23 protein-coding genes are annotated in these 23,810 nt (G+C 59.1%); 12 read left to right on the top strand and 11 right to left on the bottom strand.

Annotation, left to right across the window (positions count from 1 at the left end; genetic code table 11):
- Window positions 1–26: 26 nt before the first annotated feature.
- From CP97_RS16760 to CP97_RS13870, 10 genes are all read left to right on the top strand, one after another.
- On the top strand, window positions 27–404 hold the full coding sequence (locus tag CP97_RS16760) for an NAD(P)/FAD-dependent oxidoreductase (RefSeq protein WP_418202073.1): 378 nt from the start codon (window positions 27–29) through the stop codon (window positions 402–404).
- A 122-nt stretch (window positions 405–526) separates the two neighbouring features.
- A complete protein-coding gene (gene sdhC / locus CP97_RS13915) occupies window positions 527–916 on the top strand; it encodes a succinate dehydrogenase, cytochrome b556 subunit (protein WP_048887037.1) in 390 nt (129 codons plus the stop codon).
- A gap of 129 nt (window positions 917–1,045) precedes the next feature.
- A complete protein-coding gene (locus CP97_RS13910) occupies window positions 1,046–2,578 on the top strand; it encodes an acyl-CoA carboxylase subunit beta (RefSeq protein ID WP_048886443.1) in 1,533 nt (510 codons plus the stop codon).
- Window positions 2,579–2,798: 220 nt separating this feature from the next.
- Entirely contained in the window at window positions 2,799–3,248 is a 450-nt protein-coding gene (gene mce / locus CP97_RS13900; RefSeq protein WP_048886441.1) for a methylmalonyl-CoA epimerase, read from the top strand.
- A gap of 24 nt (window positions 3,249–3,272) precedes the next feature.
- A complete protein-coding gene (scpA, locus tag CP97_RS13895) occupies window positions 3,273–5,432 on the top strand; it encodes a methylmalonyl-CoA mutase (RefSeq protein ID WP_048886440.1) in 2,160 nt (719 codons plus the stop codon).
- Window positions 5,429–5,638, top strand: coding sequence for a hypothetical protein (locus CP97_RS13890; protein WP_063612454.1), 210 nt, complete (start codon window positions 5,429–5,431; stop codon window positions 5,636–5,638). The genes scpA and CP97_RS13890 overlap by 4 nt, the downstream gene beginning before the upstream one ends.
- A 34-nt stretch (window positions 5,639–5,672) precedes the next feature.
- Window positions 5,673–7,709 carry an acetyl-CoA carboxylase biotin carboxylase subunit gene (locus CP97_RS13885; protein ID WP_048886439.1) on the top strand — a complete coding sequence of 679 codons (2,037 nt, stop codon included), beginning with the start codon at window positions 5,673–5,675 and terminating at the stop codon, window positions 7,707–7,709.
- A gap of 11 nt (window positions 7,710–7,720) precedes the next feature.
- Complete coding sequence (locus CP97_RS13880) at window positions 7,721–8,470, top strand: electron transfer flavoprotein subunit beta/FixA family protein (protein WP_048886438.1); 750 nt, start codon at window positions 7,721–7,723, stop codon at window positions 8,468–8,470.
- The gene (locus CP97_RS13875) at window positions 8,467–9,393 is read left to right on the top strand and encodes an electron transfer flavoprotein subunit alpha/FixB family protein (protein WP_048884642.1); all 927 of its coding nucleotides are present in this window, start codon (window positions 8,467–8,469) and stop codon (window positions 9,391–9,393) included. Before CP97_RS13880 ends, CP97_RS13875 begins: the two co-directional genes overlap by 4 nt.
- 8 nt (window positions 9,394–9,401) lie before the next feature.
- Window positions 9,402–10,181: an enoyl-CoA hydratase-related protein gene (locus CP97_RS13870; protein WP_048886437.1), complete on the top strand. Its 780-nt coding sequence runs from the start codon at window positions 9,402–9,404 to the stop codon at window positions 10,179–10,181.
- Between the two features lie 20 nt (window positions 10,182–10,201).
- On the opposite strand, the gene CP97_RS15980 is transcribed toward CP97_RS13870, so the two are convergent.
- The 9 genes from CP97_RS15980 to CP97_RS13830 all read right to left on the bottom strand — a co-directional run bounded on the left by CP97_RS15980 (window position 10,202) and on the right by CP97_RS13830 (window position 18,147).
- The gene (locus tag CP97_RS15980) at window positions 10,202–10,339 is read right to left on the bottom strand and encodes a DUF2474 domain-containing protein (protein ID WP_149036495.1); all 138 of its coding nucleotides are present in this window, start codon (window positions 10,337–10,339) and stop codon (window positions 10,202–10,204) included.
- Complete coding sequence (gene cydB, locus CP97_RS13865) at window positions 10,339–11,346, bottom strand: cytochrome d ubiquinol oxidase subunit II (RefSeq protein ID WP_048886436.1); 1,008 nt, start codon at window positions 11,344–11,346, stop codon at window positions 10,339–10,341. Before cydB ends, CP97_RS15980 begins: the two co-directional genes overlap by 1 nt.
- Window positions 11,336–12,793: a cytochrome ubiquinol oxidase subunit I gene (locus tag CP97_RS13860; protein WP_048886435.1), complete on the bottom strand. Its 1,458-nt coding sequence runs from the start codon at window positions 12,791–12,793 to the stop codon at window positions 11,336–11,338. The genes cydB and CP97_RS13860 overlap by 11 nt, the downstream gene beginning before the upstream one ends.
- A gap of 98 nt (window positions 12,794–12,891) precedes the next feature.
- Window positions 12,892–14,646 (bottom strand): SulP family inorganic anion transporter, encoded by a 1,755-nt coding sequence (locus tag CP97_RS13855; RefSeq protein ID WP_082863835.1) that lies wholly within the window; start codon window positions 14,644–14,646, stop codon window positions 12,892–12,894.
- 24 nt (window positions 14,647–14,670) lie between these two features.
- A complete protein-coding gene (locus CP97_RS13850; protein ID WP_082863834.1) occupies window positions 14,671–15,894 on the bottom strand; it encodes an NAD(P)/FAD-dependent oxidoreductase in 1,224 nt (407 codons plus the stop codon).
- Between the two features lie 36 nt (window positions 15,895–15,930).
- Window positions 15,931–16,341: a protein tyrosine phosphatase family protein gene (locus tag CP97_RS13845; protein ID WP_063612453.1), complete on the bottom strand. Its 411-nt coding sequence runs from the start codon at window positions 16,339–16,341 to the stop codon at window positions 15,931–15,933.
- Window positions 16,341–16,760: a DUF6691 family protein gene (locus CP97_RS13840; protein ID WP_048886434.1), complete on the bottom strand. Its 420-nt coding sequence runs from the start codon at window positions 16,758–16,760 to the stop codon at window positions 16,341–16,343. The genes CP97_RS13845 and CP97_RS13840 overlap by 1 nt, the downstream gene beginning before the upstream one ends.
- Complete coding sequence (locus CP97_RS13835; RefSeq protein WP_048886433.1) at window positions 16,757–17,206, bottom strand: YeeE/YedE family protein; 450 nt, start codon at window positions 17,204–17,206, stop codon at window positions 16,757–16,759. The genes CP97_RS13840 and CP97_RS13835 overlap by 4 nt, the downstream gene beginning before the upstream one ends.
- Complete coding sequence (locus CP97_RS13830; protein WP_048886432.1) at window positions 17,203–18,147, bottom strand: MBL fold metallo-hydrolase; 945 nt, start codon at window positions 18,145–18,147, stop codon at window positions 17,203–17,205. The genes CP97_RS13835 and CP97_RS13830 overlap by 4 nt, the downstream gene beginning before the upstream one ends.
- A gap of 74 nt (window positions 18,148–18,221) precedes the next feature.
- On the opposite strand from CP97_RS13830, the gene CP97_RS13825 reads away from it, so the two are divergent.
- Entirely contained in the window at window positions 18,222–18,896 is a 675-nt protein-coding gene (locus CP97_RS13825; protein ID WP_048886431.1) for a peroxiredoxin, read from the top strand.
- Window positions 18,893–19,228, top strand: coding sequence for an ArsR/SmtB family transcription factor (locus CP97_RS13820; RefSeq protein ID WP_048886430.1), 336 nt, complete (start codon window positions 18,893–18,895; stop codon window positions 19,226–19,228). The genes CP97_RS13825 and CP97_RS13820 overlap by 4 nt, the downstream gene beginning before the upstream one ends.
- 4 nt (window positions 19,229–19,232) lie before the next feature.
- Here CP97_RS13820 and CP97_RS13815 read toward each other — a convergent pair whose 3' ends face one another.
- Complete coding sequence (locus CP97_RS13815) at window positions 19,233–20,210, bottom strand: DUF2891 domain-containing protein (RefSeq protein WP_048886429.1); 978 nt, start codon at window positions 20,208–20,210, stop codon at window positions 19,233–19,235.
- Window positions 20,207–23,728 (bottom strand): hydantoinase B/oxoprolinase family protein, encoded by a 3,522-nt coding sequence (locus tag CP97_RS13810; RefSeq protein WP_048886428.1) that lies wholly within the window; start codon window positions 23,726–23,728, stop codon window positions 20,207–20,209. The genes CP97_RS13815 and CP97_RS13810 overlap by 4 nt, the downstream gene beginning before the upstream one ends.
- Window positions 23,729–23,810: the final 82 nt, after the last annotated feature.

Raw genomic sequence — 23,810 nt, 5'->3', positions numbered from 1 at the left:
TTATCGTTGGGGGAGGTCCTGCCGGTTTGACCGCTGCGGTCTATCTTTCGCGCTATCATCTTGAGGTGCAACTGTTCGATGGTAATTCGAGCAGGGCCAGCTGGATACCCTGCAGCCACAATCTGGCCGGTTATCCCGATGGCATTTCAGGCAATGATTTGCTGAAGCGGATGCGTCAGCATGCTGCGAATTACGGGGTAGAACCACAATATCTCGAGATCCAGCAGATGACGCGGGGTAATGACGATATCTTCATACTTGAATCCGCAGAGGGCTTGTTTGCTGCCGGGGATGTGGTTGTCGGGCTGGACCAGATTGGCAATGCGATGGGCCAGGCAGCTGTCGCCGCGACCACGATCAGGAATGACCTTGCCGGTCAAAGCGGCCTGTATCGCCGCGCATGATCCATCGCTGCTCTTGCCATTTCGAAGGGATTTGACGCATGAGCTTGGCAACCGTGAGCCGCGCGGCGCTTTACAAGGCCTCTGCAGCTTGCTTTAGGGCGAAGCAGAAACAAGGACGAAAAATGGCTCAGAACAAACCGCAGCGCCCGCTTTCCCCCCATATGTCTATCTGGAAGTGGGAAATCCATGCGATTACATCCATTTTCCATCGCATAACGGGCGACGGTATGGCGCTGCTCGGGCTGCCTATGCTGGTGTGGTGGCTTTATGCCGTCTCTGCCGGGCCTGAAGCCTATGAAACATTCCACGGCTTTGCTTCGTCATGGGTTGGCATGATTGTGCTGATCGGCCTCACCTATGCGTTTTTCCAGCATCTTGGATCAGGTCTGCGACACTTTGTCATGGATGTCGGCGCGGGCTATCAGGTGGACACGGCGCGAACGACAGCATTCTCCGTCTTCGTCTTCGCAATTATCGCCACGGCTGCGTTCTGGCTTTTCCTTTTCAGATAAATTAGAAATATCGCCCACACGCAGGGGAAACTTTGCAAACATCCAGTTTGCAAATTTGCAATTTAACATTGGACTGTTTGGCCCTGCGGTTTCATCCCGCATGTTTCACAAAAGCCAGAGTCATCAGTCATGTCAGCAAATATCGCCGAAATGGAACGACGCCGCGAAGCCGCCCGGATGGGCGGCGGGCAAAAGCGTATTGATGCGCAGCACGCCAAGGGCAAGCTGACCGCGCGCGAGCGGCTGGATATCCTGCTGGACGAAGACAGTTTCGAAGAACTCGATACCTATGTCGAACATGATTGTGTCGACTTCGGGATGCAGGATCAGAAGATTCCCGGCGATGGCGTGGTCACCGGTTCGGGAACCATCAATGGCCGGCTGGTCTATGTATTCAGTCAGGATTTCACCGTCTTTGGCGGTTCGCTGTCCAAACGCCATGCGGAGAAGATCTGCAAGGTGATGGACATGGCGATGAAGGTCGGCGCGCCTGTCATCGGCCTTAATGACAGCGGCGGTGCGCGCATTCAGGAAGGCGTGGCAAGCCTTGGCGGCTATGCCGAGGTGTTCCAGCGCAATGTCCTGGCATCGGGCGTGGTGCCGCAGCTTTCGCTTATCATGGGGCCTTGCGCGGGCGGCGCGGTCTATTCGCCCGCCATGACGGACTTCATCTTCATGGTGAAGGACAGCTCCTACATGTTCGTGACCGGCCCCGAAGTGGTCAAAACTGTCACCAATGAAGAGGTCACGCAGGAAGAGTTGGGCGGCGCAGTGGTGCACACCACCAAGACCAGCGTTGCCGATCTTGCGCTGGAAAATGATATAGAGGCGTTGCTCGCGGCGCGCGATCTGATGGGCTTTCTGCCCGCTTCCAACCAAGCCGCATTGCCCGAATTGCCAACCGATGATCCGTGGGATCGGCTGGAAGAAAGCCTCGACACGCTGATCCCTGCAAATGCCAACATGCCTTATGACATGCATGAGGTGATCGCGAAAATAGTGGATGAGGGGACTTTCTTCGAAATCCAGCCTGCGCATGGCCCAAATATCATTACAGGTTTTGGCCGGATCGAAGGTAAGCCGGTGGGCTTTGTCGCCAATCAGCCGATGGTCCTGGCAGGGGTGCTGGACATCAATGCCAGCCGCAAGGCCGCGCGTTTCGTGCGCTTTTGCGATGCCTTTTCCATTCCCATTGTCACCCTGGTTGATGTGCCCGGCTTCCTTCCCGGCACGTCACAGGAGCACAATGGCATCATCAAGCACGGTGCGAAATTGCTGTTCGCCTATGGTGAGGCAACTGTGCCCAAGATCACGATCATCACCCGCAAGGCCTATGGCGGCGCGTATGATGTGATGGCATCCAAGCATTTGCGCGGCGATCTCAACTACGCATGGCCGACCGCAGAGATTGCGGTGATGGGCGCCAAAGGCGCGGTGGAAATCATCTTCCGTCAGGACCGCGACGATCCCGACAAGATCGCCGAGAAAACGAAGGAATATGAAGACCGCTTCGCAAATCCCTTCGTGGCGGCTTCTCGCGGTTATATCGACGAAGTGATCCATCCCCATTCAACGCGGAAACGCATTGCGCTGGGATTGCGCAAACTGGCCAACAAGAGCCTCGAGAACCCGTGGAAGAAGCATGACAATTTGCCGTTGTGATGCTTCTGCCCGTCGCCTGGCTCTTTCTGATATGCGCCTTCACCTTTGCATGGCGCGGAGTGAGTGGATTGCAGAATGTACGCACCTACATCCCGATGATATTTTTTCGAGGTGATCTTCGAGAGGACGAAAATGTCGATTTCGTATCCGTGATTGCTTTGTATCTCTTTGGAACGATCACTTGTCTGGGCATCGCAAATGCAATTTGGAGAATTTCATCATGAAGCTCGGACGGCTCAATCACATCGGCGTAGCAACGCCTTCCATTGCGGAATCGATCGCGCATTTCACTGACACAATGGGTGCGACCAAGGTTCATAAGCCTTTCGATATGGAGGAGCAGGGGGTGAAGGTCTGCTTCGTCGATACGCCCACCGACAGCGGTTATAATGGCACGCAGATCGAGCTGATAGAGCCGCTGGACGACAACTCGCCCATAGCTGGCTTCCTCGTCAAGAACCCCCTGGGCGGGCAGCACCATATTTGTTTTGAGGTCGAGGATATCGAGGACGCGCGCAAATGGTTTGAGGGCCAGGGCAAGCGCATCCTTGGCCCCCCGCGCATCGGCGCGCATGGCACGCCGATCTTCTTCCTTCACCCCAAGGACATGATGGGCCAACTCACCGAAATCATGGAAACGCCAAAAGAAGGCGCACATTGGTCTAATTGACCCGCGCCGCACTGGACACGCATAATGACCGATAACAACAATTCTGAGCCGACGAAATCAGACTGGCATGAAAAGGCTGCCAAGGAAGTCAAGGGCCGTGACCTGACGTGGAACACACCCGAGGGCATCGCCGTGCAGCCGCTTTACACCGCAGAAGATGCGCCGTCCGATCCGGGCCTGCCCGGTTTCGCGCCTTTTACCCGCGGCCCCTATGCCAGCATGTATACCGGCCGCCCCTGGACCATCCGGCAATATGCGGGTTTCTCTACCGCTGAGGAATCAAACGCCTTTTACCGCCGCAACCTTGCCGCCGGCCAAAAGGGGCTGAGCGTGGCCTTCGATCTTGCCACCCATCGCGGTTATGACAGCGATCACAGCCGCGTTGTGGGCGATGTCGGCAAGGCTGGCGTTGCGATTGATACCGTGCGCGACATGGAAATCCTGTTTGACCAGATCCCGCTCGACACGATGAGCGTTTCGATGACGATGAACGGCGCCGTGATCCCGGTAATGGCGTTTTATATTGTCGCGGGTGAACGGCAGGGCGTGAGCCAGAACAAGCTTTCGGGGACCATTCAGAACGATATCCTGAAAGAGTTCATGGTTCGCAATACCTATATCTATCCGCCGGAACCATCGATGCGGATAGTGTCGGACATCATCGGTTATACCTCGCGGCACATGCCGCGTTTCAATTCCATTTCGATCAGCGGCTATCACATGCACGAAGCCGGGGCGACGGCAGTACAGGAGCTCGCCTTCACCATTGCCGATGGCAAGGAATACGCCAGACGCGCGATGGCGGCGGGTCTCGATATTGATGCCTTTGCACCGCGCCTCAGCTTCTTCTGGGGCATTGGCATGAACTTCTTCATGGAGATCGCCAAGATGCGCGCGGCGCGCACCCTTTGGCATGACGTGATGGAAGGGCTGGGCGCGCAGAGCGACAAGTCGAAGATGCTGCGCACCCACTGCCAGACGAGTGGCGTCTCGCTGCAAGAGCAGGACCCTTACAACAACGTCATGCGGACGACGATAGAGGCGATGGCCGCCGTGCTTGGCGGAACGCAATCGCTGCACACCAATGCGCTGGACGAGGCGCTGGCGCTGCCGACCGAATTTTCTGCCCGCATCGCGCGCAATACCCAGCTTGTCCTGCAGGAAGAAAGCGGTATTACCAATGTCGCCGATCCGCTGGGCGGCAGTTATTATATAGAGGCGCTAACCGCTGAATTGACCGAGAAGGCCCGCGAATTGATGGCCGAGGTCGATGAGTTGGGCGGCATGACCAAGGCTGTTGCCAGCGGCATGCCCAAGGCTCGCATCGAAGAAGCCGCGGCTGCCAAGCAGGCGAGCGTCGACAAGGGCGAGACGGTGATCGTCGGCGTGAACAAATATCGCCTTGGGGAAGAGGCGCATCTCGACACCCTTGATATCGATAATCACGCGGTCCGCGCCAGCCAGGTCGCGCGGCTGGAAAAGGTGCGCGCCGCTCGTGACGAAGCGGCCTGCAAGGAAGCGCTGAAAGCCTTGAGCGCGGGGGCAAGGGCCGATGGCAATTTGCTAGCTCTAGCGGTGGAAGCAGCGCGCCATGATGCCACGTTGGGAGAGATTTCTTCCGCGATGGAGGATGTGTTTGGTCGTTACGATACCGTGCCGACCCCGGTGAAGGGCATTTATGCCTCCGCCTATGAAGGCGATGCGCGTTATGCGCAGGTCGTATCAGGGGTGCAGGCAGTTGCGCGCAGGCTTGATCACACGCCGCGCATCCTTGTCGCCAAAATGGGGCAGGACGGCCACGACCGGGGGGCCAATGTGATTGCATCGGCTTTTACCGATATGGGCTTTGAAGTCATTTCCGGCCCGCTGTTCCAGACACCGGCAGAAACTGCGAAACTGGCGCTGGAAAGCAATGTTGACGCCGTGGGCGCAAGCTCTCTGGCAGCAGGCCACAAGACGCTGATCCCCGAGCTTATAGGCCATCTGAAAGACGCAGGTCGCGCTGATATCAAGGTGGTTGCAGGCGGCGTGATCCCGCCTGCGGACTATGATTTCCTTAAGAAAGCTGGCGTGCAGGGCATTTACGGTCCGGGCACCAATGTGGTTGAAGCCGCTGCTGATTTGCTGCGGTTGCTGGGCCACAATATGCCGCCTGCAGGTGAGGAGATGGAGGCAGCGCAGTGAACGCTTACCTTGCCCGCACCATTGCGTTTTTTTCCTTCGTCATTCCAGGGATGTGGTACTTTCTCAGCCATGACGGCACCGCGGGATGGCTCGCGCTGTTTGGCAGTTTCTTTGCAGGTGCCCTGTCTGCTCACTGGCTGTTCAAGCGGCTTGCCACCGAAGACCAGCGACGCGAAGACCTGACAGCGCGTCTTTTCAACGACTAAGCATGGCTAAAATGATAAAAGGTTCGTAGCGTAGATGTTCTCCAAAATCCTTATAGCCAATCGCGGTGAAATCGCGTGCCGGGTCATCAAGACCGCGCGACGCATGGGTATCGCTACAGTGGCGGTCTATTCCGATGCTGATGCGCGCGCCCCATTCGTGCAAATGGCAGATGAAGCGGTGCATATCGGACCGGCGCCTGCCAATGAATCCTACCTGATCCCTGAAAAGATCATCGCTGCCTGCAAGGAAACCGGCGCTGAGGCGGTGCATCCCGGCTATGGTTTTCTGTCCGAGCGTGCCAGCTTTGTTGAGGCTCTCGCCAAGGAGGGCATCGAGTTTATCGGGCCTCCCGCCAATGCCATCGCGGCGATGGGCGACAAGATTGAATCCAAGAAACTGGCGAAGGAAGCGGGCGTCAATGTCGTCCCGGGCTTCGTCGGCGAGATCGAGGATACCGACCACGCCGTCCGCATTTCGGACGAAATCGGCTATCCTGTCATGATGAAGGCCAGCGCGGGCGGCGGCGGCAAGGGCATGCGCCTTGCCTATAATGAAAAGGACGTGCGCGAAGGGTTCGAGGCGACCAAGCGCGAAGGGCTGAACTCCTTTGGTGATGACCGCGTTTTTATCGAGAAGTTCATTCTCGACCCGCGCCATATCGAAATACAGGTGCTGGGCGACAAGCATGGCAATGTGCTCTATCTGAATGAGCGGGAATGCAGCATTCAGCGCCGCCATCAGAAGGTGGTGGAGGAAGCGCCTTCGCCCTTCGTTACCCCTGAAATGCGCCGCAAGATGGGCGAACAGGCGGTCGCCCTGTCGCAGGCGGTGGGTTATCATTCGGCAGGAACGGTCGAACTGATTGTCTCTGGCGCAGACACCACGGGTGAAAGCTTCTACTTCCTCGAAATGAACACGCGGCTGCAGGTCGAACATCCTGTGACAGAGGCGATCACCGGGGTCGATCTGGTCGAACTGATGATCCGCGTGGCAGCGGGCGAAAAGCTGGAGATGGCGCAGGATGACGTGCGGATCGATGGCTGGTCAATCGAAACGCGCATCTATGCCGAAGACCCTTATCGCGGCTTCCTGCCCAGCACCGGACGGCTGGTGCGTTACCAGACGCCGGTCGACGCATGGGATGGGGATTTGCGCGGAGTAGACGGCGTGCGCATCGATTCAGGTGTGCAGGAAGGTGGCGAGGTGTCGATCTTCTACGATCCGATGATTGCTAAGCTGGTGACGTGGGGTGAAACGCGCGAGGAAGCTGCCGATTTGCAGGTCGAAGCGCTCGACCTGATCGAACTTGATGGTCTTGGCCATAATGTCGATTTCCTGTCCGCCCTGATGCAGCACCCGCGGTTTCGCAGCGGCAATATGACTACCGGTTTCATCGCCGAGGAATATCCCGATGGCTTCGAAGGTGCCGCCACGTCCGGGCAGACCGTTCGCGTACTCGCGGCAGTTGCAGGCATTGTTGCCACCGCCGATGCCGATCGCGCGCGGCGCGTTTCAGATCAGCTCAATGGCCCGCTCCCTCCTCCGGGGGACTGGACCGTGCGGATTGACGGCAAGGATCATGTCGTCGAATTGGGAGAGGACGGTATCACCGTCGATGATGAGCAATTGACGCTCGAATTTCTCTACACGCCGGGTGATCGCCTTGTCGATGTGGCACTGTTCGCAGATGGTGCTGACGAAGGCGCGCAACCGATTGCCACCTTCGGCATCAGGCTGGAAAAGAACCGGCTCGGCTATCGCATGACAACGCATGGCCGCCAGCATGATGTGCGGGTGCTGCAAACCCGCATTGCCGAACTCGCCAGCCACATGATCGAAAAAATTCCGCCCGATACGTCCAAGCTTCTGCTGTGCCCCATGCCGGGCCTGCTTGTGAAATTGCATGTCGGCGCAGGAGACGCGGTTGAGGCAGGGCAGCCACTCGCCACGGTCGAGGCGATGAAGATGGAGAACATTCTGCGCGCTGAAAAAGCGGGTATTGTTGCCACTATCAATGCCGATGAAGGCGAGACGCTGGTCGTTGATGCCATCATCCTTGAACTCGAATAAGGAGAGCCTCCATGAAGGTATTAGTGCCTGTGAAGCGGGTGATAGATTACAATGTGAAGCCGCGAGTTAAGGCGGATGGGTCGGGAGTTGATCTGGCCAATGTAAAGATGAGCATGAACCCGTTTGACGAGATTGCGGTGGAAGAGGCGCTGCGATTGAAGGAAGCGGGCAGTGCTGAGGAAGTGATTGCGGTAAGCGTGGGGCCGGCCAAGGCGGCAGAGACGCTGCGCACGGCGCTGGCGATGGGCGCGGACCGCGCCATTCTGGTCGAGAGCGACGAGGCGGTTGAGCCGCTGGCGGTGGCCAAGATTTTGCAAGCGATTGCTGATGAGGAAGGTCCGGGCATTGTGATGCTGGGCAAGCAGGCGATCGACGATGACAGCAACCAGACCGGCCAGATGCTGGCCGCATTGATGGGCCGCCCGCAAGGCACCTTTGCCAGCGAAGTGGCAATCGAGGGTGATCATGTCAGCGTGACGCGCGAAGTCGATGGCGGGCTGGAGACGGTGAAGCTGTCGCTGCCGGCCATCGTGACCACCGATCTGAGGCTGAACGAGCCGCGCTATGCCTCATTGCCCAATATCATGAAGGCCAAGAAGAAGCCGCTCGATACCAAATCCCCGGCTGATTATGGCGTCGACGTCACGCCGCGCATCACCACCACGCATGTCGGCGAACCGCCGGTGCGCCAGGCGGGCGAGATCGTGGAAGATGTCGATGCGCTGGTCGCCAAGTTGAAAGCTTTGGGAGTTGCCGCATGAGTGTTCTTGTTCTTGCCGAACCGCATGATGCCAGTGTTGCCGATGCCACGCTGTCCACCATCACCGCTGCAGCTGCGCTGGGCGGACCGGTGCATGTGCTGGTCACAGGCTCGGCGGATGCTGCCGCTGAGCATGCGTCCATCGCCGGGGTGGAAAAGGTACTGCACGCCGATGATGCTGCCTATGCTCATGGGCTGGCTGAAAATATCGCGCCGCTGGTTGCTGGCCTGATGGGTGACTATGATGCGCTGCTGGCCCCGGCCACCACCACGGGCAAGAACATCGCCCCGCGCGTGGCTGCCATGCTCGATGTGATGCAGGTCTCTGACATCATCAGCGTTGAAGGTCCCAGGAGTTTTACCCGCCCGATCTATGCCGGCAATGCCATTGCCACGGTGGAAAGCAGCGATCCCAAGTTGGTGATCACTGTGCGCACCACCGCTTTCGACAAGGCCGAGGCCAGCGGCGGCAGCGCTGCTGTCGAGGCGACCAGTGGTCCGGGCGATGCCGGGCTGTCCGAGTTCGTCAGGCTTGATGCGGTCAAGTCCGACCGGCCCGAGCTTACCAGTGCGGGCATCATCGTCTCGGGCGGACGGGCATTGAAGGATGCCGAGACCTTCGAGGCAACGATCACCCCGCTTGCCGACAAGCTGGGCGCGGCCATTGGCGCCAGCCGGGCAGCGGTTGATGCAGGTTATGTGCCCAATGATTACCAGGTTGGCCAGACCGGCAAGATCGTGGCCCCCGAGGTCTATATCGCCATCGGCATATCGGGTGCGATCCAGCATCTTGCAGGCATGAAAGATAGCAAGACCATCGTCGCCATCAACAAGGACCCCGACGCCCCCATCTTCCAGGTCGCCGACATCGGCCTCGTCGCAGACCTCTTCAACGCAGTGCCAGAACTCACTCAGAAACTTTGAGAACAGCCATGACCTATCAGACCATCACTTCCGAAACCAAAGGTGCGGTCACGCTCATCACGATCAACCGGCCCGAAGCGCTCAATGCCCTGTCTACCAAGGTGCTGAGCGATTTGATGGAGGCATTTTCCGTTTTCGGCGATGACGACACGCAGCATTGCGCTGTCATCACCGGATCGGGCGACAAGGCCTTTGCCGCAGGGGCGGACATCAAGGAAATGGTCGATAAACCTGCAGCAGATTTCTTTCTCGAAGATTTCTTTTCGGGATGGAACAAATTGACCGCTTCGATCCGCAAGCCGTGGATTGCTGCGGTCAACGGCTTTGCGCTTGGCGGAGGTTGTGAACTGGCGATGATGGCCGATTTCATCATCGCGTCCGAGAACGCAAAATTCGGCCAGCCGGAAATCAAGCTGGGCGTTGGGCCCGGCATGGGCGGCAGCCAGCGTCTTACCCTTGCGGTTGGCAAGGCCAAGGCAATGGATCTGTGTCTTACAGGGCGCATGATGGATGCCGAAGAGGCAGAGCGTGCCGGGCTTGTCGCGCGCATCGTGCCGCATGACAAATTGATGAAAGAAGCGATGAAAGCCGCCGAGACCATCGCCACCATGCCACCCATGGCCGCCATGGTGAACAAGGAGATGGTGGAGGCAGCATTCGAAACCACGCTGACCCAGGGGCTTTTGCATGAACGCCGCCTGTTCCAGATTCTGACTGCGACTGAAGACAAGGCGGAAGGTATGAAAGCCTTTGTCGAAAAGCGCGCCGCGAACTGGAAAGGGCGCTAGCTCAACAGCGCCCTAGTAGGTCAGGCAAGCCAGCTCCTGATCACAAAGGCCACCGCGCCAAGCACTGCGACGCTGGCCGCCCAGATGCCCGCCATCCACGCTAGCCGTTTCCACAAGGGCGGCTGGTCCATGTCGTGGCTGGGGCGGCCATGCGCCATCAATGATACCCTTCATCGGCCACCTTGCCGCGGAACACCCAGTAAGCCCATGCGGTGTAACCGATGATCAGCGGCATGGTGATGGCGACGCCTATCAACATGAAGATCTGGCTGCGTTCCGGTGCGGCGGCATCCCATATCGTGATGCCCGGCGGAACAACATAGGGCCACATCGTCACCCCTAGCCCTGCCATGCCGAGGAAGAACAGCGCAATGCTGAGCCAAAAGGGCTTGGAATGCCGTTCAGTCGCAAGCGCGCGCAGTAATGCCAGCGCAACAACGCCCGTCAGGATCGGCACCGGCGCAGCAAAGTAGATTTCCGGAGCGCTTAGCCAACGTGAGGCATATTCGGCGTTGAGCGCGAGATTATACATGCTCACCGAGCCTATCAGCAATAGGGTCGCCCATGCTGCGCGCTTGCCCATTGTGCGAGCATGAACCTGCGCGTCGCCATCAAGCTTCCACACCAGCCACGTCGCGCCCAGCAGGGCATAGCCAGCAACGGTACCCAGACCGGTCAGCAGAGTATAGGGTGTAAGCCAGTCCCACCAGCTTCCGGCATAGGCGCGGTCGACCACCTCGATCCCTTGTAACAAGGCGCCCAGCGTCATCCCCTGCGCCATCGCGGCAACAAAGCTGCCGCCAGTAAAGGCAAAGTCCCACGCCTTGCGATGCGAAGGATCGCGCCAGCGAAATTCAAATGCGACGCCGCGGAAAACCAGCCCCAGCAGCATCGCGATGATCAGCGGATAGGTGGCAGGCAGGATCACCGCATAGGCAAGGGGGAATGCGGCGAAAAGCCCACCACCGCCCAGCACCAGCCAGGTTTCATTGCCGTCCCATACCGGCGCGATGGAGTTCATTGCGCGGTCACGCCCCGACCCCGGATTGAAGGTCGGGAAGAGGATGCCAATGCCAAGGTCAAACCCATCCATCACCACATAGGCGAAAATGCCAAAGGCGATGATGAAGGCCCAAATGGTGGTGAGGTCGACATTAACTGCCATCGTTCGCTTCCTCCTTGTCACGGGGGAGCGTGTCTGGATCGCGGCCCGGATTTTGCGTCGGCCCCGGTGTGATGCCCGCAGCCCGCATCGGACCTTTCGAACCGCGTTTCACACCAAATTCTCCAGTATGCGGCGGGGATTTCATCAGGCGTAAAATATACCAGGTGCCCGCACCAAACACGGCAAAGTAGATCACCACAAAGGCCAGCAGCGAAGCGCCGATTGCGGGGGCGGCAAGTGGGCTGGCGGCATCGGCAGTACGCAGCAGGCCATAGATAACCCACGGCTGGCGGCCTACTTCTGTTGTAACCCAGCCAGCGATAACCGCGACAAAGCCCGAAGGTCCCATCAAAAGCGCAGCGCGATGCAGCCAGCGCCATTCGCTGAGCTTGCCGCGCATCCGTGCAAGCAGGCTCCACGCGCCGATGCCAAGCATGGCAAAGCCGATTCCCACCATGATGCGGAACGACCAGAAGATGATACTGACAGGCGGTTGGTCTTCGCGGGGGATGGTATCCAGCCCCGCCAGTGGCGCGTCCAGGCTGTGCTTAAGGATCAGGCTGGAAAGATTGGGAATGCCAACAGCATAATCCAGCCGCTGTGCATCATCATCTGGAATGCCGAACAGATAGAGCGGCGCGCCATCGGGATGGCTTTCATAATGGCCTTCCATCGCCATCACCTTGGCAGGCTGGTGTTCCAACGTGTTGAGCCCGTGCATGTCGCCCGCCACGATCTGCAGCGGTGCAACCAGCGCGGCCATCCACATCGCCATGGAAAACATAGTGCGGGCGTGTTGATTGGTGCGGTCCTTCAGCAGGTGCCAGGCGCCCACGGCGCCCACCACGAAGGCGGTCGTCAGATAGGCGGCGATAACGGTGTGCACCAGGCGATATGGGAAGCTGGGGTTGAACACGATATCCCACCAGCTTTCGCCGGGCAGGAATTGCCCGCTCGCAGCCATTTCAAAGCCTACCGGCGTTTGCATCCAGCTGTTTACAGACAGAATCCAGAAGGCAGACACACATGTGCCCAGCGCCACCATCAGCGTGGCAAGGAAGTGCAATTTGCGCCCCACCTTTTCCATGCCGAACAGCATCACGCCCAGAAAGCCCGCCTCCAGGAAGAAGGCGGTAAGCACCTCATACGCCATAAGCGGTCCGATCACTGGCCCTGCCAAATCGGAAAAGACGGACCAATTGGTACCGAACTGGTAGGACATGACGATGCCTGAAACCACGCCCATGGCAAAGACGATGGCGAATATCTTGAGCCAGTATTTGAACAGGTCGAGATACTTCGCTTCGCCTGTCTTCAGCCACAAGCCTTCAAGCACAGCAAGGTAACTTGCAAGGCCGATGGAAAAGGCGGGGAATATGAAATGGAAGCTCACCGTAAAAGCGAACTGGATGCGGGCAAGAAGAAGGGCGTCGGCCTGATCGAACATTGTGACAGCTCAATAGCCGGCTGGCGGCATTTTTTCCATGTGTATCATCGCAACGACTGTTGCAATTCGTGCATGAAGCCATGCGTATTGGGCTTTCATTAGATCATGCCCCTTGGAAAATCATCTGGCGGATCGCTTTGCAGGCCGTCATCCTTGGCCAGTTCGGCAAAGGCGCGCGATTGTGAAAGGAAAACCTTGCCGTTGAGTTCGTCGAGAAAATGGATGCGTTTCAACCGATCCATCACGGGGCCTTTCACTTCGGAAAAATGCAGGCCGATACCGCCATCGCGCAGTCGGTGATTGATTGCTTCGAGGCTTTCGAGGCCCGATGCGTCGATTTCGTTTACAGCGCTTGCCATCAGGATGACATGGCGCAGTTCAGGCTTTTCGGCCACGCGTTCCAGCACATATTCCTCCAGCCAGCGGGCGTTGAGGTAAGTCAGACTTTCATCGATGCGGATTGAAAGCACATGCGGCACAGTGAAAACATTGTGTCGATCAACATTGCGGAAATGTTCGGTTTCGGGAACGCGGCCCACGATGGCGGCATGCGGGCGGCTGGCGCGCCACAGGTAAAGCAGCAGGCCCACTGAGACACCTGCAATCACGCCCATCTCCACACCGGCCAGCAGCGTGATACCGATCGTGGCAATGTGCGCAGTAAAATCGCCTTTGGAATAGGCCCATAATTCGCGCGGGGTCTTTAAATCGACAAGGCTCAGCACAGCCACGATGATCGTCGCGGCCAAAGTGGCGATGGGCAGACTGTAAAGCAGCGGCGTAAGGAACAGGCTGGCAAGCGCAATACCGACGGCAGTAAAGGCCCCGGCCGCAGGCGTCTGGGCCCCGGCATCGAAATTCACGACCGAACGGGCAAAGCCTCCGGTTACGGGATAGCCGCCCGAAAATGCACTTGCGATATTTGATGCGCCCAGGCCGATCAGTTCCTGATCCGGCACGATGCGCTGGCGGCGCTTGGCGGCTAGCGTCTGCGCGACAGAAACACTTTCGACAAAGCCGATGATAGAGATCAGCAGGGCGGGCACCCATAATTGTTCGATCAGGGTCAGATCGGTGGATGGCATCGCAAAGGGTGGTAGACCCGCCGGTATTTCACCCACCAGATTGACGCCTTTCGCGCCAAGATCAAACACGATGGCGGCAAGGATGGTCAACGCCACTGCAATGACCGGTCCGGCCTTGGATGTGATGTCCGCAGCGCGCGCTTTCAGGCCAAGGGCAATCAGCGCGGGCTTCATTCCCTTGCGCACCCAGAACAGAAACGCCGTGGCGGGAATACCGATGGCCAGCGTCCATACATTGGTGTCGCCAATAGCGCCTGCCAGCGCGCCAAGCATGTCGGGCCAATTGTCTCCGCCTGCGGAAATACCAAGAATATGTTTGATCTGGCTGGTGGCGATAAGGATGCCGCTGGCGGTGATGAAGCCGCTGATGACCGGGTGCGACAGCAGATTGGCTAAGAATCCCATGCGCAGAAAGCCGAGCACCGCCAGGATCACGCCGGATAGCGCCGCCAGTGTGATTGCGGCTTCCAGATATTGCGTTGTCCCCTGTGCCGCCACCGCGCCTGCCGCGCTTGCCGTCATCAGGCTGATCACCGCCACCGGCCCCACTGCCAGCGTGCGACTGGTGCCGAAAATGGCATAGGCCACCAGCGGCAGGATCGAGGCATATAGGCCGACGACCGGAGGAAGGCCCGCCAGTAAGGCATAGGCCAGGCTTTGCGGGATCAGCATGATGGTGACGATCACCGCTGCCACCAGATCGCTGGTCGCAGTAGAGCCATCATAGCGACGACCCCATTCAAGGATTGGCAGATACCGGCTCAACACGGAGTCTATGCCTCGAGCGGCCACCTAGTCTGCGGCCAGCCTGGCAGGACCGGCCAGCCATTCTCGGCCCTTGAGCATGGCATTCCAGTAGATCCACGGCAGTACATCAGCCTTCAAGATCCATGAAAGGCGCCGCGCCTGTGTTCCGTTGATCAGCCATTTGGGAAAGCTGGGCTGCAATTCGCCGCCATAGCCGAATTCGGCCAACACGATCTTGCCACGCTCTACCGTGAGCGGGCAGGAGCCATAACCGCGATAACCAGCTTCTGGTGGCTTGCCATCCAGGACGCAAAGCGCATTCACTGCGACCACGGGGGCCTGCTTGCGCACGGCCGCGGCGGTCTTGGCGTTGGGCATCCCGCCAGCATCGCCTAGCGCGAAGACATTGGGATAGCGGACATGTTGCAAGGTATATTGATCGACATCGACAAAGCCGCTTTCTGCGGCGAGCGGGCTGTCGGCAACGAAATCGGGCGCGACTTGCGGCGGCACGACATGCAGCATGTCAAACTCCACCGCCTCTTCACCGTCAGACGTGGCGAAATAGGCGGTCTTGCTGGCGCCATCGACCTTCGTCAGATGGCTGCCCAGCTCCAGATCGATGCCATATTTGCCGACATATTCCATCAATGCCGGAACATAGGCTTCCACACCGAACAGAACGCCGCCTGCATTGCGAAACTGGACATCAATATCGCCCAAGACGCCGGAATGCCGCCAATGATCGCATGATAAATACATCGCCTTTTGCGGCGCGCCCGCACATTTGATGGGCATAGGCGGCTGGCTGAATATTGCGCGGCCCTGCTTCAGGCCCTGCACCAATTCCCACGTATAGGGCGCAAGATCATACCGGTAATTGGAAGTGACGCCGTTTTTGCCGAGTGTTTCAGTCAGGCCTTCTATCTTCTCCCACGCCAATCTTATACCGGGTGCGACGATCAGCAGACGGTAGCTCAGCTGCTCTCCACCTTGCAGTTGCACCATATTTGCTTCGGGATCGAAAATGGCCGCTGCATCGCGCAGCCAGGTCACCCCATCAGGCATCACATCAGCCATGGCCTTGCGCGTTTGCGGAGCGCTGAAGACGCCACCGCCCACCATTGTCCAGCCGGGCTGATAGTAATGGAATTCGGTCGGCTCGATAATCGCGATGTCCAGCCCCGGACGGCGGGAAAGGAGCGAGGATGCTGCGGCAATTCCGCCGGCTCCCCCTCCGACTATTACGATGTCATGTGAAGCTTTCATCACTTCCTCCGGGACAATGGCTGGGGTGTTCGTCTCTCAGTCTAAATGGGCGCGCAGGCCTGAAAGATCGTATCCTGCCACCGCCGCGCGAGCGATGCGTTCATCGGCTGGCAGATCTTCAGGATTGGACAGGGTTTCCATGGTGATGGATCGCGTTCCGCTGCGACAATAGGCCAGAAGTGGGCCATCTGTTTCCTGCCGGATACGGCGGAATTCCTGCAGTGCATCGGTCGGAAATTGCCCGCCGCTCACGGGAACGAGATAAAAAGAAAGGCCCGCCGCCTGTGCCGCAGCGCGAAGGTCTTCGATCGGTGGCTGGCCGGGTTCTTCTGCGTCAGGGCGATTGCACATGACTGCTGTGAACCCGGCCTCGGCCAGCTTCTGCATATCGTCCGGCTGTATCTGTGGGGCGACCGCAAAACTATCATCGACCTTGCGAATTTCCATCAATTCTTCCTCTCTGTCAGCCAGTGCAACGCCATTCCGGCGAGCAATGCTATCACGAAAATGGCGGCGCCAGCAGGCTGTATCGCAAGCGCGGCAAATCCGGGGCCGGGGCACAGGCCAGCAATGCCCCAACCGGCACCGAACAGCACTGCCCCGCCAATCAGCCTTGGTGTGAGGTCTGAATTGGTGGGGATATGAAAACCGTCTTCGAATATGGGGCGGATCATGCCGGGTACGATACGCCAGGCGATCGCCATGACCATCACCGCACTGCCCATGACAAAGGCCAGCGTCGGGTCCCAATCGCCAAACAAGTCAAGAAAGCCGCGCACGCGTGCTGGATCGGTCATGCCGCCTACGGTTAAACCGGCGCCGAATATGGTACCGGCAACCAGCGCGATAATTGCGCGCATGGTCATGACAGCACCTGCCAGCCGAAGGCGTTCATGATCGCGACCGTGGCTATTCCGGCGCAAATGAAAACCAGCGTCGCCACGATAGAGCGAGCCGACAACCGGCTTATCCCGCATACGCCATGGCCACTGGTGCAACCGCTGCCGATACGCGTTCCAAAACCTACCAGCAGACCCGCGACAACGAGCGGGGCGGGCCCGGCAAAGCTCACCTGCGGCATGCCCGTTATCAGGATCACAACCAGCGCGCCTAGTGGCAGGCCAATCACAAAAGCCCAGGCGCTCAGCCGGTCCATCCCGCTTCCGCCAAGCCCCGCAGCCTTGGCCGCAATACCCGATACACCCGCGATCCGCCCCATGCCGAGCAGCATGATCGCAGCCGCCAGCCCTATCAGCCCGCCGCCTATCAGGCCCGCAAGCGGGGCTGCATCAGGAAATCCGGGCAGGGTCATATCGCGTTGACCGGTATCTTGAGATAGGTGACGCCATTACTTTCAGGGGCAGGTAGATGACCAGCCCGCATGTTGACCTGCACGGCCGGCAGTATCAGCCGCGGCATTTCCAGCGTGGCGTCGCGCGCCTCGCGCATCAGCACAAATTCTTCCTCTGTCACGCCGTCATGCGCGTGAATATTGCCTTCGCGCTCTGCAGCCACAGTGGTTTCCCACATATAATGGCTGCGGCCCTGTGGCAGATAATCATGACACATGAACAGCCGTGTTGCGGAAGGCAGTGACAATATGCGGCGAAGCGAGCGATAGAGCTGCCGCGCATCGCCGCCCGGGAAATCGGCACGGGCGGTGCCGTAATCGGGCATGAACATCGTATCGCCGGTGAATACTGCATCACCCACGACATAGGCGATGCAGGCAGGCGTATGGCCCGGCACATGCAGCACCTCGACCACAAGATCGCCGATCTTAAAATTGTCGCCGTCACCAAACAGCACATCAAATTCGGCGCCGTCCCGTTTGAAATCACTACCCGCATTGAACAGCGTGCCAAATACGTTCTGCACCGTGGTAATGTGCTTGCCTATCGCGATCTTGCCGCCCAGCTTTTTCTGCAGATAGGGCGCAGCCGACAGGTGATCAGCATGGGCGTGTGTTTCCAGCAGCCAAGTCACTTTCAGATTTTTAGAAGTTATAAAATCTATCAATTTGTCGGCTGCATGATGGCTGGTACGACCCGATGGTGCATCGAAATCGAGCACGGAGTCGATAATCGCTGCCTCGCCGGTCGCGGGGTCTGCCACGACATAGCTTACGGTGTAGGTTGCCTCGTCAAAAAAGCCGGTGATTTCGGGACGGAACGCCGAATTCTGTAGCGCCTGCGCAACCAGATCATTCGCCTTGGCGAGTGCATTATCAGTAGTGGTATCGGCAGAATTCATAGCCTAGCCCTCTCAAATTACATAAAGTATGTATATGTCTTGATTAATAACTGTCAAGTGTTTACGAGGTTCCAATGACCCGCACTGATCATGGCAATGAAAATAGAGAAGCACCCTGCGCGGGTCTCAGGATCGGCGATGTCGCGCCGGACTTTGCTGCTCGCAGCACCACTGGCGATGTGCGTCTGTCCGATCATGCAGGCAGCTGGCTGATCCTGTTTTCGCATCCGGCGGATTTTACACCCGTTTGCACCACCGAATTTGTCGAACTGGCGCGGCAAGCCGGTGAATTTGCGGCGCGCGGATGCAATCTCATGGCGCTTTCCGTCGATAGCCTGTTTTCGCATTTTGCCTGGCTGCGGCTGATCCGTGACCGTTATGATCTCGAAGTGCGCTTTCCCATAGTGGAGGATCCGACACTCGTGATCGGGCGGGCCTATGGCATGGTCCATCCGGGCGATAGTGACAGTGCAACGGTGCGCACCACCTTCTTTATCGACCCCGAAGGCGTGATCCGCGCGATGAGCTGCTATCCCGCCAATGTCGGTCGCTCGATACCTGAAATGCTGCGCACGCTTGATGCCTTGCAGGCTGTTGATGCCGCAGACGCACTTGCTCCTGCCAATTGGCAGCCGGGTGAAAACCTCCTCGCCCCGCCGCCGACCGATCTTGATGAAATCTATGCCGCCAAGGGCGATGCGGGATGGTTCCTGCGCGATGCCAAGACAGCCAAGGGTAACAGGGCATGAGCGATGAAGCTCCGATTGATGCGCTGAAGGCTGCCGCCCATCCGTTGCGCTTTGGCATATTGCGCGCGCTGCGCGAAACGGAATTGAATGTGGGAGAACTGGAAAGCGCCAGCGGCATTGGCCAGCCAAGCTTGTCACAGCAGCTTGCGGTGCTGCGTTCTGCGGGACTTGTGGAAACGCGGCGCGAAGGCAAGCTGGTATTCTACAGCATTGATATCTCGGCGATGGCCGCGCTTGCCGATACATTGGCCGCCTTTGCAGGGGGCAGGGACGCAATATCGCCACCCCGCCGCCGTGCGCCCGGCGCGGCCAATTTTGCCAGAATGACCTGAACGTTCAGCCCTGTCGTTCTTCTGCTGCAAGCAGCGCCAGCAAGGCAAAGCTCGCCAGCCAGTGCGAGCCCATATAGTCCCCGTCGATAGCCTCCATTGAAGTAGCCATGTGGCGTTCTGCATTATCACCGGAAAGGCCCAGCGCGCGCCAGCACCATGCACGGGTGAAGTTCACCCCATCAAGATGCGCGGCCTTGCCATCAGTCGGGTCGCTGACGATTGCAGGGGTGAAAAGCGCAGCAGGCTTACCCTGTGAAAGACCCGGGAGGAATTGCGCAAGCCAAGGGTTGAAATGTTGAGGGGCAAGCACCTGTTTCATCAATAACGCCTCCACCAGAGTGGGGGAGAGGAATTCATCACCGCCCGGGCCCCAAACCTGTGCATCGCGATCTTCGCTGAAGTAACGCTGCGCCGCAGCTACTATCAACGCGGTCAGCTCACCGTCGAATTCTCGCGCCCATTCAAGACTGAGCAGCAGTGCAAAGGCGGTATTGGCATGGGCGCCGTGGCGGATCGGGTGGCGCAATATGCTCAGATAATCGCGCCATCCGGCGGCAAAATGCCGGGCCAGCGGTTCCAGCCGGGCTGCCCAGTCGCGATCATCATGCCGGCTTGCCTCAAGATGCAGAAACAACAGCCACGCCCAGCCATAAGGCCGTTCAAACCCGCGTGATTGCGGGCGCTGTGCATAGGCGAGTTCTATGGCGATCTTGCCTTCATCAAATGTCGTTTGCGCCAATGCATCCACTGCATCGGCTTCTGGCAAATGCGCAAAGCTGCGGCGAATGGTGAGCAGGGTCCACCAGCTATGAACGCAGCTATGCCAATCGAAACTGCCGAAAAAGACAGGATGCAATTGGCCCGGCGTGCAGGCATCTTCAGGCCCTGCCATCAGGTGATCAAGCTTGTGGGGATATTCACGCTCCACATGGCCCAGAGCAGTGCGGGCGAAATGCGCGGCCGTGTCTTCGTCCAAAGTCATTCACCTGCTCCGTAACCGCCACCGCCGGGTGTGCGGATGACCACCACGTCGCCCGGCCCGACATCTGCCGCGCCCGTTGCGCCCAATTGCGTTATGCTGCCATCAGCATGTTCGACAAAGGTTTCACCGGGCAGCGCATCGCCGCCTCCGGCAAGACCGCGCGGGGCGATTTTGCGTCGGTTAGCGAGGATTTGCGCGCGCATCGGTTCAAGAAAGGCAAGGCGGCGTTCAACCCCGTTTCCGCCCCGATGGGCCCCGGCACCGCCCGAACCTTCGCGGATCGTAAACCCTTTGACGCGCACCGGCAGGCGGGATTCCAGCACTTCGGGATCGGTCAGGCGGCTGTTGGTCATATGGGTCTGCACCGCGCTTGTCCCATCATGATCTGGCCCCGCGCCTGATCCGCCGCAGATTGTTTCGTAATATTGCCGTGTGTCATCGCCAAAGGTGAAATTGTTCATCGTGCCCTGTGCCGGCGCCAGCGCCCCGCAGGCGGCGAGCACGCAATCGGTCACCACCTGGCTGGTTTCCACATTGCCCGCGACAATCGCGGCAGGAAATTCGGGTGCAAGCATGGAGGCCGCCGGAATGCGCAATTCCACTGGTCGCAGGCAACCGTCATTCAACGGAACATCATCATCGACAAGGCAGCGCAAACCATACAGCACGGCTGCGCGGGTGATGGCGGCAGGGGCGTTGAAATTATCCGGCAATTGCGCGGACGTGCCCGAAAAATCGAAAATGGCGGTGCGCGCATCACGATCAATGGTGATAGCGAGGCTGACCTTCGCCCCATTATCCATCGCATAGGTAAAACTGCCTTCGGGCAAGCGACCCAGCAGTTCGCGCACCGCCGCTTCGCCATTGTCCAGCACATGGCCCATATATGCGGCGAGGACATCGCTGCCATGTTCCCTCGCTGCCTGGCCAAGTAAATCCGCTCCACGTGCGCAGGCCGCAAGCTGCGCTTTCAAATCGGAAATATTGCGATCCGGATTGCGCGCCGGATGCGGGCCTTCGCCCAGCAGGCGGTGCATGTCTGCCTCGGCAAAGTGACCTTCATCGACCAGCAGCACATCATCGAGGATGATGCCTTCGTCGAGGATGCTGCGGCTGTCCGGCGGCATGGAGCCGGGCGCAGTTCCGCCGATATCGGCGTGGTGCCCACGTGCCGCGACAAAGGCATCAGGGACCGTATTTTCCGCATGCCAGAACACAGGCACTATCACCGTGATATCGGGCAGATGGGTGCCGCCATGATAGGGATCGTTGAGGAGATAGGCATCGCCGGGCCGCATCCCGCGCGCGGATTTGGCACCCGTTGAGCCGCGATTGGAAATCACCCGTCTGATGCTGGCCGACATCGAGCCCAGATGCACCGGGATATGCGGTGCATTGGCGATGAGCGAGCCTTCCGCATCGAAGAGCGCGCATGAAAAATCGAGCCGTTCCTTGATATTTACGGAGCTGGCCGTGGCTTCCAGCACCACGCCCATTTCCTCGGCAATGGCCATGAACAGACTGTTGAATATCGCCAGCCGTACCGGATCGACCGCAGTTCCGGCAGCTGGTGCGCGATCACGCGGTGCGGTGCGCGTCAGGACAAGCGATCCACCCCCTTCTTCCCGCGCAGTCCAGCCTTCCTCCACCACGATGGTGGAGCCGGATGCCGGAAGCACCACTGGCCCTTCCACACCATCGGGCGATGCAGGTAATGCGGGCGCATCGGACACATAGTCGCTCAGTCCGCCGCTGGTCCCCTGCGCCTCTACGCTCAGCGCTTCGAGCACGATGGGGGCAGTATCGTCCGACCAGCCGAAGCGGCGGCGATGTTCTTCGCGAAAAGCCCTGTCCGCGTCGTCGCCCAGCGACATATCGAGTGTGGTGTCGCTGCCGGCGAAGCGCAGCCGCAATCGATGGACAAGGGTGATGCGATCCTGCGCAATGCCCTGTGCCCGCACATCGCCACGCGCCTGATTTTCGAGCGCGGCGAGGGCTTTGGAGAAGTCTTCCTTCAGCGGCCTCACGACGCCTTCTTCCCGGATCGACACCACGGGGGCAAGGCCAATCCCATAGGCCGAAAGCATTCCGGCGAGCGGGTGGACGAGCACCGTGTCCATCCCCAGCTCGTCCGCCACGCGGGCTGCAAACTGGCCGCCCGCACCACCAAAGCAGGCGAGGGCATGGGTGGTGACATCGTGCCCGCGGGCGGTGCTGATCTTGCGGATGGCATTGGCCATTTCATCCACCGCCAATGCCAGAAACCCCTCGGCCAGCTGCGCCAGATCCATTTGTTCTGGAAGCGTATCTGCAACGTCCTGCAGCCGAGCGGTTGATGCCTGCCGGTCCAGCGGCGCATCGCCTGCCGGGCCAAACACCTTGGGGAATTGCGCCGGATCGATCCGGCCAAGAAAGAGGTTGCAATCGGTCACCGTCAGCGGGCCGCGCTTGCGATAGCAGGCAGGGCCGGGTTCGGCGCCCGCACTTTCAGGCCCCACCCGCAGGCGTGAACCGTCAAACCGGCAGATCGATCCGCCGCCCGCCGCAACCGTGTGAACCTGCATCATCGGTGCTGCAATCCTGACGCCCGCCACAATGCTGTCGCTGGTGCGCTCATACTCGCCTGAATAGTGGCATACGTCGGTGCTGGTGCCGCCCATATCGAATCCGATCAGCCGTGTATGGCCAAGCTGCCGGGACGTGTGGACCATGCCCACCACACCGCCTGCCGGGCCGGACAGCACCGCGTCCTTACCACGAAATGCACGGGCGTCGGCCAAGCCGCCGTTGGATTGCATGAAGCGCAAGGTATTGTGATCCGGCAGGCGCGCAGCGACCTGATCAACATAGGCGCGAATGACAGGGGACAAATAGGCATCGGCCACGCTGGTATCCCCGCGCGGGACAAGTCGTATGAGCGGAGATACTTCGTGGCTGGCGCTGATCTGCGTAAAGCCCAGCTCCTGCGCTATTTCCACCAGCCGCCTTTCATGGGCGGGGAAAGCCCAGCCGTGCAGCAAGACGATGGCCAGCGCAGCAACGCCAGTTTCGCGCAACCGCGCAAGATCGGCCCGCGCAGCATGGTCATCCAGCGGCTGCAACACGCTGCCATCAGCTCCGACGCGTTCGGTAATCTCGATCACGTGCTGTTCCAGCCGTTCGGGCAGAATGATGTTGCGCGCAAAGATATCGGGCCGCGATTGATTGCCGATCCGCAAGGCATCGCGGTGCCCAGCTGTAATCGCCAATGCGACTTCGGCCCCGCGCCGTTCAAGCAGTGCATTGGTGGCTATTGTCGTGCCGATCCGCAGTTCGGCAATGTCGGCATCACGAAATGCTTCGCCATAATCGGCAAGGATGCGCCGCACCGCTTCGCTGGCGGCGTCTGGATATTGATCGGGGTTGCTGGATAACAGCTTTGTTGTGACCAGCCGACCGTCAGGCAATTCAACCACCACATCGGTGAAGGTGCCGCCACGGTCGATTGCGAAACGAAAGGAACCTGTCATGTGTTGCATTCCTAGGTCACCTCACGGCTGCGGTCGAGCCTACTGGCATCATCGCGGCACAATGCTAACAAGACGCAGGCCTTGATGGCTC

It is taken from the genome of Aurantiacibacter atlanticus (genome assembly GCF_001077815.2).
Lineage (GTDB): Bacteria > Pseudomonadota > Alphaproteobacteria > Sphingomonadales > Sphingomonadaceae > Alteraurantiacibacter > Alteraurantiacibacter atlanticus.
The sequence above is the reverse complement of the archived record's forward strand: the minus strand, read 5'-3'. Positions and strand labels throughout refer to the sequence as shown.